This window comes from Paenibacillus sp. DRB1-1, assembly GCF_052119485.1.
GTDB lineage: Bacteria > Bacillota > Bacilli > Paenibacillales > Paenibacillaceae > Paenibacillus > Paenibacillus polymyxa_B.
Genome location: NZ_JBODQH010000002.1, coordinates 262122 through 276386, shown reverse-complemented (window position 1 = coordinate 276386; position 14265 = coordinate 262122). Strand labels below are relative to the sequence as shown.

The 14265-nt window shown below is 41.1% G+C and carries 15 protein-coding genes; 7 read left to right on the top strand and 8 right to left on the bottom strand.

The features are described 5' to 3' along the window. The first annotated feature begins 32 nt into the window (after nucleotides 1–32). Together ACQW03_RS25650 and ACQW03_RS25645 are read left to right on the top strand one after the other, a co-directional pair. A complete protein-coding gene (locus tag ACQW03_RS25650) occupies nucleotides 33–1058 on the top strand; it encodes a FecCD family ABC transporter permease (RefSeq protein ID WP_441952697.1) in 1026 nt (341 codons plus the stop codon). After that, on the top strand, nucleotides 1055–2062 hold the full coding sequence (locus tag ACQW03_RS25645) for a FecCD family ABC transporter permease (protein WP_023988496.1): 1008 nt from the start codon (nucleotides 1055–1057) through the stop codon (nucleotides 2060–2062). The genes ACQW03_RS25650 and ACQW03_RS25645 overlap by 4 nt, the downstream gene beginning before the upstream one ends. A gap of 62 nt (nucleotides 2063–2124) precedes the next feature. Here the strand turns inward: ACQW03_RS25645 and ACQW03_RS25640 are convergent, their stop codons facing one another. From ACQW03_RS25640 to ACQW03_RS25630, 3 genes are all read right to left on the bottom strand, one after another. Then, nucleotides 2125–2559, bottom strand: a complete 435-nt coding sequence (locus ACQW03_RS25640; protein WP_023988497.1) for a VOC family protein — start codon at nucleotides 2557–2559, stop codon at nucleotides 2125–2127. 177 nt (nucleotides 2560–2736) lie between these two features. Further along, nucleotides 2737–4149 (bottom strand): hypothetical protein, encoded by a 1413-nt coding sequence (locus ACQW03_RS25635; protein WP_076294579.1) that lies wholly within the window; start codon nucleotides 4147–4149, stop codon nucleotides 2737–2739. A gap of 43 nt (nucleotides 4150–4192) precedes the next feature. Beyond that, nucleotides 4193–4693, bottom strand: a complete 501-nt coding sequence (locus ACQW03_RS25630; protein ID WP_076294578.1) for a histidine phosphatase family protein — start codon at nucleotides 4691–4693, stop codon at nucleotides 4193–4195. Between the two features lie 219 nt (nucleotides 4694–4912). On the opposite strand from ACQW03_RS25630, the gene ACQW03_RS25625 reads away from it, so the two are divergent. Together ACQW03_RS25625 and ACQW03_RS25620 are read left to right on the top strand one after the other, a co-directional pair. Next, nucleotides 4913–5110, top strand: a complete 198-nt coding sequence (locus tag ACQW03_RS25625; protein ID WP_013310240.1) for a DUF3934 family protein — start codon at nucleotides 4913–4915, stop codon at nucleotides 5108–5110. Nucleotides 5111–5225: 115 nt separating this feature from the next. Beyond that, entirely contained in the window at nucleotides 5226–5918 is a 693-nt protein-coding gene (locus tag ACQW03_RS25620) for a pseudouridine synthase (RefSeq protein ID WP_076294577.1), read from the top strand. 107 nt (nucleotides 5919–6025) lie between these two features. On the opposite strand, the gene ACQW03_RS25615 is transcribed toward ACQW03_RS25620, so the two are convergent. The 4 genes from ACQW03_RS25615 to ACQW03_RS25600 are packed head-to-tail and all read right to left on the bottom strand — an operon-like array spanning nucleotide 6026 to nucleotide 10025. After that, a complete protein-coding gene (locus ACQW03_RS25615) occupies nucleotides 6026–7126 on the bottom strand; it encodes a GerAB/ArcD/ProY family transporter (protein ID WP_441952693.1) in 1101 nt (366 codons plus the stop codon). A 12-nt stretch (nucleotides 7127–7138) separates the two neighbouring features. After that, nucleotides 7139–7366: a hypothetical protein gene (locus ACQW03_RS25610; protein ID WP_441952691.1), complete on the bottom strand. Its 228-nt coding sequence runs from the start codon at nucleotides 7364–7366 to the stop codon at nucleotides 7139–7141. Nucleotides 7367–7371: 5 nt separating this feature from the next. Beyond that, nucleotides 7372–8580 carry a Ger(x)C family spore germination protein gene (locus tag ACQW03_RS25605; RefSeq protein WP_441952689.1) on the bottom strand — a complete coding sequence of 403 codons (1209 nt, stop codon included), beginning with the start codon at nucleotides 8578–8580 and terminating at the stop codon, nucleotides 7372–7374. Nucleotides 8581–8594: 14 nt separating this feature from the next. Beyond that, on the bottom strand, nucleotides 8595–10025 hold the full coding sequence (locus ACQW03_RS25600; protein WP_441952687.1) for a spore germination protein: 1431 nt from the start codon (nucleotides 10023–10025) through the stop codon (nucleotides 8595–8597). A 307-nt stretch (nucleotides 10026–10332) separates the two neighbouring features. Here ACQW03_RS25600 and ACQW03_RS25595 point away from each other — a divergent pair, with 307 nt between their 5' ends. From ACQW03_RS25595 to panB, 3 genes are read left to right on the top strand one after another with little or no spacing between them, the layout of a single operon-like run. Further along, nucleotides 10333–10908: a LysE family translocator gene (locus ACQW03_RS25595; RefSeq protein ID WP_441952685.1), complete on the top strand. Its 576-nt coding sequence runs from the start codon at nucleotides 10333–10335 to the stop codon at nucleotides 10906–10908. Between the two features lie 24 nt (nucleotides 10909–10932). Then, nucleotides 10933–11709, top strand: a complete 777-nt coding sequence (locus tag ACQW03_RS25590; protein ID WP_441952683.1) for a helix-turn-helix domain-containing protein — start codon at nucleotides 10933–10935, stop codon at nucleotides 11707–11709. Between the two features lie 15 nt (nucleotides 11710–11724). Continuing rightward, nucleotides 11725–12585 (top strand): 3-methyl-2-oxobutanoate hydroxymethyltransferase, encoded by an 861-nt coding sequence (gene panB, locus ACQW03_RS25585; RefSeq protein WP_441952681.1) that lies wholly within the window; start codon nucleotides 11725–11727, stop codon nucleotides 12583–12585. Nucleotides 12586–12820: 235 nt separating this feature from the next. Here the strand turns inward: panB and ACQW03_RS25580 are convergent, their stop codons facing one another. Beyond that, nucleotides 12821–13606, bottom strand: a complete 786-nt coding sequence (locus ACQW03_RS25580) for a helix-turn-helix transcriptional regulator (protein WP_441952679.1) — start codon at nucleotides 13604–13606, stop codon at nucleotides 12821–12823. Nucleotides 13607–14265: the final 659 nt, after the last annotated feature.

Below are 14265 nucleotides of genomic sequence, written 5' to 3'. Positions count from 1 at the left end.
GATGCATAATTGACCAACTAAGGGTGTAATCGATGTCTACTCACAAAGAACCAAATAAAAAAGGAATATTTCATTTTATAGGCTACATGATCATGGGCGTGTTCCTACTCCTGGTGGTTACCGCAGCATCTATTACCTTTGGTGCTGCGGAAATGAGCCTGAAGCTGGCGTGGGGAGCTATATTTCAGTTTGATCCCAACATTACGGAACATCAGATTATTTACACCTTGCGTTTTCCACGCACCGTGGCAGATATCATAGTAGGGTGCAGCTTGGCTGTGTGTGGGGCAATTATGCAGGGAACCACTCGTAATCCACTAGCGGATTCGGGACTCATTGGCATAAGTTCAGGCTCGACATTTGCTATTGCGTTATGTATGGCCTTTTTGCCTGGTCGCACCTACGGAGAAACCATGCTGTATTCTTGCTTAGGTGCAGCAATCACTACAGGCATTACGTATTACATCGCATCTATAGGCAAGCGAGGAATGACGCCTCAGCGACTGGTGCTGGCAGGAATGTCCATCTCCATGCTTTTTGGTGCGTTTAGTACATTTATCGCTATTAAGTACGAGATTGGCCAAGCCCTTGATTACTGGTCTGCTGGTGGTACAGCCAGTGCCAAGTGGGGCGAATTAGCTTTCATAGCGCCACTGTTTGTAGTGGGTTTGATCTGTGCCATCGCTCTTTCTCCCTCGATTACGATTTTGAGCTTCGGGGAGGATGTGGCATCTGGCTTGGGTATTCGTGCGAATAGGATTAAGCTGTTTTCAACCTTAATTGTATTAATTTTAACAGGGTTATCGGTTATTGTAGTTGGCCCTGTTGGCTTCGTTGGTTTGATCGTGCCACACATTATGCGCCATCTGGTCGGAACGGATTATCGGTATATTATCCCGGCCTCAGCTTTGTATGGAGCAGTCTTTCTGTTGGCGGCGGATTTACTCGGACGACTGATCAATCGCCCTCACGAAACACCCCTTGGCATTATTTTTGCCTTGGTGGGCGTACCCTATTTTCTCTACCTTGTGCGCAAGCAGAGGAGGGAGTTTAGTTGAAACTGTCCCGTAATACCAGGGGGATCAGCATTATTTTACTGTTAGTAGTGCTGACGCTGCTAGTGGCTGTACTCAGTATGAATGTTGGGAAAATGAACCTTTCTCCACTCGAAGTTTTCAAGGTCATCATTGGCGAAGGAACGAGCAAACAGAACCTGATCGTGTTTGACTTTCGACTGCCACGTATTGTGCTTTCTATATTGGTAGGTATTGGCATGGGGATATCAGGCTGTATTATGCAAAGCTTGCTCAAAAACGACATGGCCAGCCCGGGGACACTCGGCATCAGCTCAGGTTCAGGGTTATTTGTACTTATGTATATTACGTTGTTCGCTAGTGAAGGATTGCTATCACCTATTCTTCTTCCAGGACTGGCTTTTGCAGGCGGCCTTACGGCAGCATTTTTGATTTTTATGTTTGCTTTCAGGCGGGGAAGAGACATCTCGCCTACAGGCTTAATTTTAACCGGTGTCGCTATGGGTAGTGGCTACAGTGCATTATCTCTGATGTTGACACTCCGGCTGGACAAGCAACAGTATGACTTTGCTCTGAGATGGCAGGCTGGAGACCTGTGGGGGGACGACTGGAGCTATATTATGGTGCTGCTCCCGTGGGTGCTTATCATTTGCTTTTACGTTTTTTACAGGTCGAACACACTCAATACGTTGAACTTGGGGAATCAGACAGCATCGGGGCTCGGCGTAGCAATTAAAAGGGAGTTTATCGGCTTGACGATTGCTGCCGTTGCGCTCGCTTCTGGTAGCGTGGCACTTGGCGGAAATTTCTTTTTTGTAGGTATGGTCAGTCCCCATCTAGCACGCAAGCTAGTAGGACCCAATCATAAGCTATTGTTACCTACGACGGCATTAGTTGGTGCACTCGTCATTTTGATTGCTGACACACTTACTCGGACGATTAGTTTTGGTGCGGATATTCCAACCGGAATTATTATCACCATACTGGTTACCCCTTATTTCCTTTACTTGCTGTCGAAAGCCAGTTAAATGCATAATGAAAAGACGCTAACCCATGTCCATGCAAAATATGGCTGGGTTAACGTCTATTTTTATTGTTCTTTGGGCGATTCTTCATTGTCATAACTCAATTGCCATTCAATTCCAAACTTATCTTTAAGGCTACCGTAGCATTTGCTCCAGAATGTTTCCTGAAGCTCCATGTTTACGGTCCCTCCTTCTTTTAACTTATGAAAGTACGATCGAATTTTCTCTTCGTCCTTATTGACGATGGCGAGGCTGATGTTGTTTCCGGCTACGAAAGGCATCCCAGGAAAAACGTCTGAAAACATGACATTACTACCATCAATTTGAAGCCGCGTGTGCATGACCAAATTTTTGGCTTCTTCTGGTAGAGGATAATCGGGATTGGGCGGTGCTTCACCGAACGTCATGATATGTGGTTTCTCAGTCCCAAATGCCTCTGCGTAAAACTCCGCTGCTTCACGACAATTCCCATTAAAGTTAAGATAAACATCAACAGACATGTATTTCACTCCTATTGGCTGATTTTTTTACTTGCAAATTCTCACCTATCATTATTAGCCAGTACAGAAGCAAAAATACTAAGTGTTCATAGACTTACCGACGTGTAGCCGTTAATAACCCGCAAAAAGACTGCTTGCCCTTAAGCAAACTATTTTGCGGGTTATTATATGGCTTGTTTAGAGGGAAATCAGGTTTGGAGTGACAGGGTGATAGAGCAGATGACGTGAAATATCGCCGGGATGCTGTACGAAAAGTGGTCCCCAAGCAGGATTGGTATCGTGCATCAGCTTTAAGAGGGACAGCATCCGATTAAATATAACCTGCAGATCCGCTTCGCGGGAAAGTCCCTCGGTAATAGCAGCAGCTACCACATGCGCGGCGTAGAAGCCAGAGCGGTGCTCGTCGGTAAGGGAACCTGTAGTTTGCAGCAAGGTACGTAAAATTGTGGCGACGCTCTCATCCTCGTTTCTCCAGTTTTGGATTTCATCCAGACTGTGATTTTCAAGGCCTGCAAGTTTAGTCTTCATAATGGCTTCAGCTACAATTCGTGCAGAACGTTTTGCTGTATTAGCGTCGATGGCTCTGCCGTTAAGCTTAATATTTGACAGATCCTTGTCGGTTTCCGATTCAATGACTTCTGCCCATGCTCCAGCTTGGTCGAATTCCAAAAGTGCAGTGGCGTAGGCACCCAAATATCCACGTAAAATATCTGCAGCATGTGGATCACGGGTAGGTCCTTCATTTCGAAGTTGAGCTCTTCCCGAAAAGGCGGCATTCATACCCCGGAAATAACCGATTAAGCCAATGGCAGCTGTTGGTCCCAGATTAAGGACACCCAATATATCCGACGCGGTTTCATCGATGCGGGAAGCCCAGTAGTCCGGTAGTCCTTGTCCGATGTTTTCGCTGTTTAATCTGTTTCTAACGACATTGGCCAACTCTTGAAGTAAGCCCAGATCAGCATGCAAAATGTCATGACCACATACTTCATGCGGGATACTGGACCAAGCCAGCAGTCCATTTGTTGCATGCGCAGGAGGAAGACTGACAATCGCTGCTTGCACTTTAAATACTGCTGTGGCATCAGCGGGCCATGTGTACGGGCCATTTTCTGGCTCTCCCCATTTAACAAGTGCTGGAATAATACTGAGATCCGGTTCTTTTATTCCTTCACGATCTTCTGCGCTAAGAAAACCGTCATAGAGGTCACTCACAATCTCCTGAAAAGCATCGATCGCAAGTGCATTGTAGCCTTCTCCGTTTTGCAAAATGCTCTGAGCGATATCCAGCATGAGTCCGGCTGCTCTAGTTCTGCTTGGGTCCTGAATCAAAATTTCAGTGAAGCCCTGTTGCCCAAGATTGTCCAATTCCTTAATAAACGGAATCGCGACCGTTTCCTGATATATTTTTGGCAGTTTGGCTTTTGCCGCATGGAGTCTTCCCATCAATTGGTGATAATCCGTAGGGGCTGCTGGCCCCTGAAGATTGGAGAGCACTGCCTTTTTCACATTTTCAATACAAACAGACATGTTGGATACGTCGGGTTTGGTAACAGCGGTGATGCGATTTCTTTCCAACATTCCTTGCATAATTAGATGACCTCCCAGTTTTTTTGAATTAAAATACAACAGTCTACTCTGTACTCCACAAATGCTTTGCCTGACATTTTCCATCACTAAACGTTAAAAGATAAAGATCCGGATTCGTGATTTCCTCCAGAATAAAATCTGGAGCATAATGATGCAGCATGAGTGTTATAATCAAGCGATGGGTGACTAACAGAAAGGTGTGTCGACCGCTCTGCAGCAATTCTTCCGTTAAGGCAGTGACCCGGGTGTTAACCATTTCTTCAGACTCTTCATCCGTAACTTCGGGCACCCCTCGTTCTCTAAGACGATCTTCAGGTGGATCAAGTTTGATGTTTAATCGTTCTTCAATGATTTCCGCTGTCTGCCAAGCTCGTTTATACGGACTGGTAATCAAACGGTCTACATGCAAGCCATCCATATGCAGCAGAAAATCCGCCAACTGCTCGGCTTGCTGGAAGCCCTCTGGAACTCTGAGCGGAGCATCCGGCTCATTACCAGTCCCAATACCGTGACGAACCACAAACAGCCTTACGTCATTATTCATCCTGCATCCTTCTTTTCTAGAGAAAATTTAGCCATTTAAGTGGGAGAAAAGAAAGCTTTTTTCGCGGCCTACAATAACATGTGTGAGCTTTCACATGATTATGTGCTCCTTTATTTGGCACAGTTTATGCTTCGATTTTTTAAAACAAATGGGCATTATGATCAAAGTAATGGTATGATAGCTTAGTTAAATCTGAACGACTAGTAATGGAGTGATCATATGGGTGGAAAAAGCAAGGGCGGCGGGACCGGCAGAGGTACAGGTAGTAAGGGTTGGACACGCTGGAACAAAACTGCGAAGCCAGTAAGGACAAAAAGCGCTTCTACAAGCGCACCGGGAAGCAAAGCGGCAGGTGGCACAAAAGGCGGCACTGCCAAACCAACAAGGAATAAAAGCGGCGGCAACAGTAGCAAATAAGCCGGGAAAGTATAAGTTGTCGTAAACGGCGAACATCTGATTAAGCAAGAACAATCAGGTGTTTTTTTAATTATTTTACTTATACTCGCATACTATAATCAGAAGCAGGTGAATCGTGAGAATTAACAAGTACATAAGTGAGACAGGATTTTGCTCACGTCGGGAAACCAACAGGCTGATTGCAGCAGGACGAATTACGATTAATGGCAATGTTTGTGAAGCAGGCGCGGAAGTAGAGCCACAGGATATCGTGCTGATTGATGGAGAAACTATTCCGCCTAATTCCAGTGAACCAGTATATTTGGCTCTGAATAAGCCTATAGGCATTGTTTGTACCGCAGCGGAGCAGGTGGCTGGTAATATTATTAGTTATGTCAATTATCCTTCACGTATTTTTGCCATTGGCAGGCTGGATAAAGCGTCAGAGGGACTCATTCTATTAACCAACGATGGAAGCATTGTCAATCAAATGATGCGTTCCGAGCATGGTCATGAGAAGGAATATATAGTGACTGTAGACAAACCTGTTACAAATGAGTTTACGCAGGCCATGTCTCGTGGCGTTGAAATATTGAACGTCATTACCAAACCGTGCAAAATTGATCGTACGAGCGAATACGAGTTCCGCATTATTTTGACACAGGGTCTGAACTTGCAAATTCGCAGAATGTGCAAGGCCTTGGGGTACAGGGTGCTAAAGTTGGAACGTATTCGAATTATGAATATTACCTTGGATCATCTGAAACGTGGGCAATGGAGACATCTGGAGAGGGAGGAACTGGAGTTACTTCTTGCTAAATTGCAATAATGATTACAACAAGAGCAAGTCCCCTAGCCGAATAGGCGTCATCTGTGTTCTTTCGACGTGGTGGAGAGGCTGGAATTGGACAGTATGTTCATACGGCCAACGCAACTTTAGTGATACTTTTTACGTAATTTCAACGAGCCGCCTACCTTACCTACCAGCCAGAGCACAATAGGAAACACGATACCGAAAATCATGGCGTAAAAAGGCCATACTGAAAAAAACTTGATTAAAAATTGCATATTTGGCCAAATAGAATGAACCATTGCCAATGCAATTAGAATCAGAGGAACTAAAAGAGAGTTAGCGCTTCGAAGACGAAAAGCATCTGCAAGCCCTTGCGCTGAAACATATAAAAGCAGTGCGAGTCGGAAAAAAATGGTGACAAACCAGAACACTGCAACAAGAATTTCAAACCGTTGAAGAAACTCCCCGTTACTGATTGTTCGGCTAATAAAATAAGTAGGAAACGTCAAATTAGATACAACACCTTCACTCATCACAGCGATTATTTGTAGAACCATGAAAAAATACATGCCGCCGCTAATCAAAGCACTTGTAATCACTGTCTTTCTCCACTTCTTTGGATCGGGGATGTACTGTGCAAAAAAAAGATACAGAATTGCTTCAAGGTAGGGAAAGGCAAACAAATTGAACGAAGCGAGAACGATAGGGTTCAAACCATACTCGAAAATAGGGAGCACATTATCTATGTTGGTATCAGGAAGAAGGGTAATCCTGACCAAAAGATACAGAACAAGTAGGAAAAAAAACAGGATCTCCGCACAACGGCCAATTACAGCAGGGCCTGATCGAACGGCGAAATAAATGACTATAAGCATGATAAAATATATCGCGTCGGAGGGAGTTTCCGGCATAATAGCTATCGTGATAAAGTCGCCCAGATTTCGAAGCGTCATGATGAACACAAGAAAAGGAAAGAAAAAAATGAAAACGAAGCTAATCGTCCCGCCCAAGGGACCGAAGAGGCAACGGAGATGCTCTACGAAAGATTTCCCTTGCATTTGCCTAGCGATGGAGACATATAAAGGTATCAATAACAGATGGAAACCTAAGGAGACTGGAATGGAGAGCCAGGCATCTTGTTTAGCGACAGCGGTAATTACCGCTGGGAGCACCAGATATGCGCTTCCTATTTGATACAATGCAAACCACAAAATAGTTTGTCTAACCGTCAAATTAGAATTCATTCCAATACCCCCTTAAGATAACATTTCTGTAAGTAGCCTACTAATCGGTTGAAATAGGATTTGAATGCCCGTCAGTGGAGTCGGCAGTTTAATGTTGGCGATCCGTAGGATAATCAATATAACGCCTATAATCAACAATATCGAGCTGAATACAACTTCACGCACATATTGTTTCTCCTTAAATTTTTTAAACTCATACAACGATGTTAAAATGGAAGTTACGAGAATCACATAAAGCATTGCATTCACTCCTGATTGTGTATTCCCATATCGATTGGACTGGTAATGTCTCCGAACCGGACTAAACGATAATTGAGCTGAATATCCACTTTAAGCGTTTGAAATTTTTGTGGCCAATTCTCTTTCCATTTATGCCATTCACGTGGGAACTTGCGGTGAAAAGCTTCTCCAAACCCGAATATATCGGAACCGATTTGTTGTGCGTACGAAATGCCTTCCTTCAAAGACTGTTCCAGATGCTCTTTAGCTGATTCTTGAAGATCTCTAAATGTCTTTTCATTCTTAAGGTTGGCATTGCACGAGACCGTTCCGATATTGGATTCTATATCCACAATAAGAGAAATGTGCGGCTCATGGCCTAATATTTCTGGATGCATCTTTACTTTGGAACGGATTACTTCAACAACAAATTTTCCTTTGGAATTCGGACAATCGATGGAAGCTACAGTGCTGGAAACACGGTTGGATATATAGGTAAAGGCTTTACTTTGTGAATCATCCATCCAATTGATAAGTCGATCGCCCTTGAAAACACCAATTCCAGTGAAAAAATATTTAACATGTTGGGGCGACTTTGTCACATTATCAATAGTTAGACCTTTTTCTAGGTTTGTCAGTCGAATACCGGTGAGAACTGGTTCAATGCCATCCTCTGTAAATTTCTGCAAAATGTCTTTCGCATTGACCGCAGAAGTTGGAGCCCATGCTTTTTCAGAAAGCCTTAATGCCTTATACATATCCATTGCAGGCAAGACCTCCGTTGGAGCTACAAAAGTAACGGCCTCCTTTGCCGAGTTTCCTCTGACAACGGCCAAATAGAAATCAGGTCGAACTTCATGATCACGTAACAGAAAGTCCAGAGGCTCCTTGATTCCTTTTTTTGCCGTTTTCTCATCAAAAATGACAAACTTTAAGTGAGACATATACATTTTTCGTGAGGATTCCGTTGTTAATTTTCGAATAGCTTCAAATATGGTATCGGCGCGTTTGGAAAAAACGATCGTTGGCGTCCGTTCCATGGGGGAATTCCGAGACATTTGCGATGGGTCAACCACTTGTAGACTGACTTCATATTGGTCATCAACTGCATCAATACCCATAGCCATCACGACAGAAATCGCGCTCAATTCCTTATTATTCCAGCAACCCGTAAGAAATACCATTAGCCAGGTGCACATTAACAGTAACAAAATGGTGGATCGGTACGGGTTCATGATGGTCTACTCCTTTAGTTTTTGCGATGTTTTTTTTTAGTTCTATATGGAAAACGCAATATGGCGTCCCTCTGCTCCGACGATTTGTAATTGGCAAAGGGGCTCAAATACGGTACACCGAATGAATGAAGCCCACTCAGATGCACAAAGAGCATGAGGATACCAACAGTCAATCCGTACACACCAAACATAGCGGCTATGCCTATAAAAGCGAAACGTAATATCCGGATTGGAATGGCAAAGGTGTACGAGGGAATGACAAAGCTCGAAATGGCAGTTATTGCAACAACAATTACCATAACAGCCGAAACGATGTTTGCTTCTACAGCTGCCTGGCCGATCACGATTGACCCGACAATAGAAACGGCTTGACCGACCGTCCGTGGCATACGAAGACCTGCCTCCCTCAGAATTTCAAAAACCACCTCCATGATCATCGCCTCAATAAATGCTGGAAACGGTACTCCTTCACGTTGCGCGGATAAGCTTAATAACAAAACTGTTGGAATCATATCCTGATGGAATGTCGTTAATGCGACATAAATGGCCGGAGCCAACATACAGATTGCCAGGCAGATGTACCTTAATATTCGAATGATACTACTGTAAACAAAGGATTGATAATAATCTTCTGCGGATTGAAGGAAATCTGCAAGCACTGCCGGTGCAAGGATGGCGAAGGGAGATCCATCCACAAATATCGCAATTTTCCCCTCCATAATTCCTGCAGCAATAGAGTCTGGGCGATCAGAATTATAAAAGAGCGGAAATATCGTGAGTTGTTTATCTTCATGGAGACATTCTTCTAAATATTCGCTTTCAAGCACACCTTCTACATGCATGTTCTTTAACTTGGATATCATGTCCTGCACCTTTTTTGGGTCAGCGACCCCATGTAAATACATGACAGATATATCGGTCTTGGTTTTTTCACCAATTTTTAAGGTAGTTAGACGTACTCTTGTATCCTTCACCCTTCGACGAACCATAGTCGTATTCGTGCGTAAAGTTTCTGTAAACGACTCTTGCGGACCTCTGACCACAGGCTGCGTCTTCGAGTCCGTAATGCTGCGTTCTTCCCATCCAGGCAAAGAAATGACCAATCCTTCATCCGTATCGTTCAGTAGTAAGAGAAGACCACCTGAGAGGATCTGTTCCAAGGCATCTTCAAAGTTTTGAGTAAAGCTTGCTTCACCAATGTCCAAAATTGCGTTTTTCAATAACGGTAAAGTGATCTCGTCAGAGGAAACACGATCATGCAACGGACGGATCACGTTGTCCTGTACCTTTTGCATGTCAGTCATTCCGTCCAAATAAAAAAGAGCGGCGTGTTTATGGCCAGTCGTGATCTCACGAACAATAAAATCCGAACTGTTCCCCATGAAGTCACAAATAAGATCGATATTCCGGCATAACTGTCTAGAAAACTGGGTATGTAACTTCATTTTCACCCTCCTCAGATATGTAGTATTAACAATAATTCAAATTAATACCACAATAAGCCATAATTGTGTTCGTTGTCGGTAAGTCATTGACATCTTCAACGGTGGAGGATTCGCGCTAAGTAATTTTTGAAGACAGATACGGCAACAAGGAACTGAAGATGCAACTATTGGATAAGGGAAATTTTGATATAGCAAACAGCGTAGCAGAAGGGTGACTACGAAGGGTACAATACCTGCAATAATATACTATATGCCATTTATCTTAAGCTGTATTATTTCATGAGAATACGTTAAAGGAGTTTTCCTCATGAATATTACATCTGTTTTAATTTACTGCTTTATTGCCACTTTTACACCAGGTCCTACCAATATCGTTATATTATCTACAGTCCATAATTTTGGGGCAAAAAAAGCAATGAAATATACGTATGGAGCAACTCTAGCTTTTGGTTTATTACTTGTTATTTCTGCTATATTGAATACGATGCTTATAACGATCATACCGAAAATTTTAATTGTTATGCAGATCATCGGAAGCTGTTATATGTTCTATCTCGCCTATCAAGTTTACAAAATGGATACATCCAATCCAACCGTAAACCAATCAGCTACCTTTATGTCAGGCTTCCTTATGCAGTTTCTAAATCCAAAGGTATTACTATTTACAATGACTGTAATTCCTAGTTTTATTATGCCCCACTATATCGCAATACCTGCGGTGACGATAAGTATTGTCGCTATAACGCTTATTGGATTTTTAGCATTTATAACATGGGTTCTTTTCGGTGCAATCTTCAAGGAGTTCTTACAGAAGCATAAAAAGACTGTTAATGTAATGATGGCCTTATTTTTAGCTTATGCGGCCATAATGATATGGATGTAGGTAAGCTTGTTAGGGGTGATTGAAATGGACAAATTTATCTATAAGAAATCAGCAGGTATTACTGCATTATCAGCAAGTCTTTCTGAATTTAAGTATAAGAAGCACTCTCACATGGAGTATGCAATAGGCGTAACATTGCGTGGAATTCAAGAGTATACCTTGGATGGCAGCTTACAGTTATCCTACCAAAACGGTGTGATGCTTTTTAATCCAGAACAGGCGCATGACGGAATGGCACATAATGAGGTGGGGCTTGATTATGTCATGCTATATATTGAGCCACAATTGCTTTTAGAGATTATTGAGCACAAGGATATCGTACGGTTTTCAACGCCAATTGTGTATGACTATAGTCTTGAACAAAAAATATTAAGTCTTTCTAATGCTATCTTAAGCGAAAAAGATGAGGCTTTGTGTAGCGAATTACTTTTATCCTTGACGGATAGCCTTTTTCAAACCAATCTTTCTACAGACAATAAGAAAGAGAACGTGTTAATTCGAATAGCGAAGGATATGATTCATACCAACTTAGAACATGTACTTAAACTTGACGAGATATGTAAAGAGCTTAATTTATCGAAATTTCAGTTTATCCGATTATTCAATGCTCATACTGGAATTTCACCATACCAATACTTTCTTAACTGCAAGATCGAACGTGCAAAGCAGTTAATAGAAAAAAATAGAGATATTTATTCAGCAGTAGCTGAATGTGGTTTTGTTGATTTAACCCATTTAAATAAACACTTTAAAAGTGTATATGGAACAACAGCATTTGAATATATGTCACATTTAAATTGAGGAGGAGGGGATACGTTGAAACAAACTACAGATTTGTTGAAAATGAAGCAAAACAATGAAAAGATTGTCATGTTAACAGCCTATGACTATCCTTCTGCAAAGCTTGCAGAACAAGGGGGCGTTGACGTCATATTGGTTGGTGATTCGCTTGGAATGGTTGTTCTGGGTTACGATTCAACAATTCCAGTTACAATCGAAGACATGATTCACCACACGAAAGCTGTTAAACGAGGAGCGAAGGATACATTTATCATTACGGATATGCCGTTTTTAACCTATCATTTGTCTGTTAGAGATACATTAATCAATGCTGGGGAATTAGTTCAAGATGCCGGTGCCCATGCGGTGAAGCTGGAAGGTGCCGATGAAGTCGTCGAACATATCGCCGCCCTGACAAGAGCAGGAATTCCTGTCTGCTCCCACCTGGGGCTGACTCCGCAAACTGTTGGAGTTTTAGGCGGATATAAGGTGCAGGGAAAAGATGCATTAGCCGCTAAAAAATTGCTGGAAGATGCTAAGAAATGTGAAGCAGCTGGAGCATTTGCTCTTCTTTTGGAATGTGTTCCAAGACAACTTGCAGGAGAAGTAAGCAAAGCCCTTTCGATTCCGGTGATTGGAATTGGTGCTGGATTGGATGTGGATGCCCAGGTTCTCGTATATCATGATATTTTAGGCTATGGTGTTGAACGGGTTCCTAAGTTTGTGAAACAATACCATTCGCTGAATCCGTTTATATTGGAGTCCATTCAAGCTTATACTGCTGATGTGAAGAATAAACGGTTTCCTGAAGAAAAACATACTTTTACAAAGGTAGTCGTCTTACAAAGTAAACGTTATAGCAAGGTTAAGCTGCATACAATGTTCGGATATACATAGTAACTGTACTTTAATAGTGAATACAACAAAATAGATGACAACGTAGTTACCATTATAAAAATATCTTTATTAAACTTTATGTTTGTCAATCCATTATTAACCGAACAAAATTTTCTGAATTAAGATGATTTTACGAAATATCAATAGACTTTAAAGCATTCAGACACTAATGGCTTGTTTAATATTTACTACAGTCAAAGAAATGTTAAACTTCTTCTTAACTGCACTTATAAGTTTAAGGATTATTGTCAATTAACTTCGATTTTTTTCTGAATAACAATGGTGTGATGCCAAAATGCCGTTTGAATAGATTGGTAAATTGTGAAGCTGAAATATAGCCTAACCGCTGGGCAACTTCACTAATGTACATATCAGTGTAACAAAGTAGTTTCTTTGCTTTTTCCATCTTCATAGTTTGTAGGTGCTTGATTGGAGATATATGAAATACTTTAGAGTACCTATTACTCAAATAAACAGGATTACATTGGATTAGATCGGCCAAGTTGTGTAAGGTAATATTTTCTTCACAGTGTGTTATTAAATACTGATTTATCTTTATTAGCCTCGGATCTATTTTGTTGTTGCTCAAGAGAAACATTTCTTCACTATCAGATTGTATATGCTTAAAACCTCTATCAAACAGACCATCTGCCAATTCCTCAATTTTTTCAATTAACGACTGATCATGAAATAATGGAGAGAAAAGATTCTTCAGTAAACCTGCTTCCAAAGGCTGTAATGGGGAAATAATAGGTACAAGACGACGAACTATTTCTGGTTCAACATGCAGCCTTATTGCTCGTATGCAAGCAACATTATGATTAGAATTACAAAGGGTTAAGTTTTGTCCGAGCGCACAATCATTAGGTCCTAAAATTGCATTTGAAATATCACAACCTACCTGGACAGAATCAAGCGCTTCCATATAAACAAATTCAACATCTAATGTAGACCAGATAACCGTTTTATTAGCCGGTATATACTCATTAGTGATGATGGAAGTAATTCGAATCAATGGCATTCGTTCCTTCCTATATATTATTGTTTTATAAACTTATTTACTTTTTTATTAATAACATATAAAGCTTTTACATTGCAATACAATTAACAGCATTTAATTGAATTTATTGAAAAATAATTCTTCTCACGCTTTTCCGTAAGTATGGCCTCGGTATATATGTTTGAAAATAATAAATCTATTGAAACTAGATAAGCCCAATGAATGAGTAATCTCCTCTTAAAAATCCTCTCTGCAATTTAGATGATCGAAAAATACTATGGATTATACATTGATCTGTTTTATCAACTTTTACAGATGTTTTCCTCTAAATTTACAGATTTAAACAAATCATATTGAAAATCGAAAAAACCAAGTATAAGATTTAGAGAAGTAGTAATTCAGCTTTCATATTGTAGAATTGGGTATGTAATATCGTGGGTTTAATGACTTTTCAAAATAATGTACAAGATAACACTTGGTATGAACGGACCTAAGGAGAAAAACTTAATTAGATTTATATTACCTTACAAATTGTTCGATATGAATCTGGGAAAATTAAAATACATAGATATACGAACCAAAATCAAATATTAATTTACTGGAAAGTGAAATAAATACATTACTTGTCTCTCGGTTATTACTAGGAACTTTTAATCTTCAGTAAAATATTACTAACTATC

Coding starts and splice junctions, on each gene's coding strand:
- ACQW03_RS25625 (WP_013310240.1), top strand. CDS start 4,913: ATGGGTGGAAAAAGCAAGGGCGGCGGGACCGGCAGAGGTACAGGTAGT.
- ACQW03_RS25640 (WP_023988497.1), bottom strand. CDS start 2,559: ATGTCTGTTGATGTTTATCTTAACTTTAATGGGAATTGTCGTGAAGCA.
- ACQW03_RS25630 (WP_076294578.1), bottom strand. CDS start 4,693: ATGAATAATGACGTAAGGCTGTTTGTGGTTCGTCACGGTATTGGGACT.
- ACQW03_RS25605 (WP_441952689.1), bottom strand. CDS start 8,580: ATGAACCCGTACCGATCCACCATTTTGTTACTGTTAATGTGCACCTGG.
- ACQW03_RS25615 (WP_441952693.1), bottom strand. CDS start 7,126: ATGAATTCTAATTTGACGGTTAGACAAACTATTTTGTGGTTTGCATTG.
- ACQW03_RS25635 (WP_076294579.1), bottom strand. CDS start 4,149: ATGCAAGGAATGTTGGAAAGAAATCGCATCACCGCTGTTACCAAACCC.
- ACQW03_RS25595 (WP_441952685.1), top strand. CDS start 10,333: ATGAATATTACATCTGTTTTAATTTACTGCTTTATTGCCACTTTTACA.
- ACQW03_RS25590 (WP_441952683.1), top strand. CDS start 10,933: ATGGACAAATTTATCTATAAGAAATCAGCAGGTATTACTGCATTATCA.
- ACQW03_RS25580 (WP_441952679.1), bottom strand. CDS start 13,606: ATGCCATTGATTCGAATTACTTCCATCATCACTAATGAGTATATACCG.
- ACQW03_RS25610 (WP_441952691.1), bottom strand. CDS start 7,366: ATGCTTTATGTGATTCTCGTAACTTCCATTTTAACATCGTTGTATGAG.
- ACQW03_RS25650 (WP_441952697.1), top strand. CDS start 33: ATGTCTACTCACAAAGAACCAAATAAAAAAGGAATATTTCATTTTATA.
- ACQW03_RS25600 (WP_441952687.1), bottom strand. CDS start 10,025: ATGAAGTTACATACCCAGTTTTCTAGACAGTTATGCCGGAATATCGAT.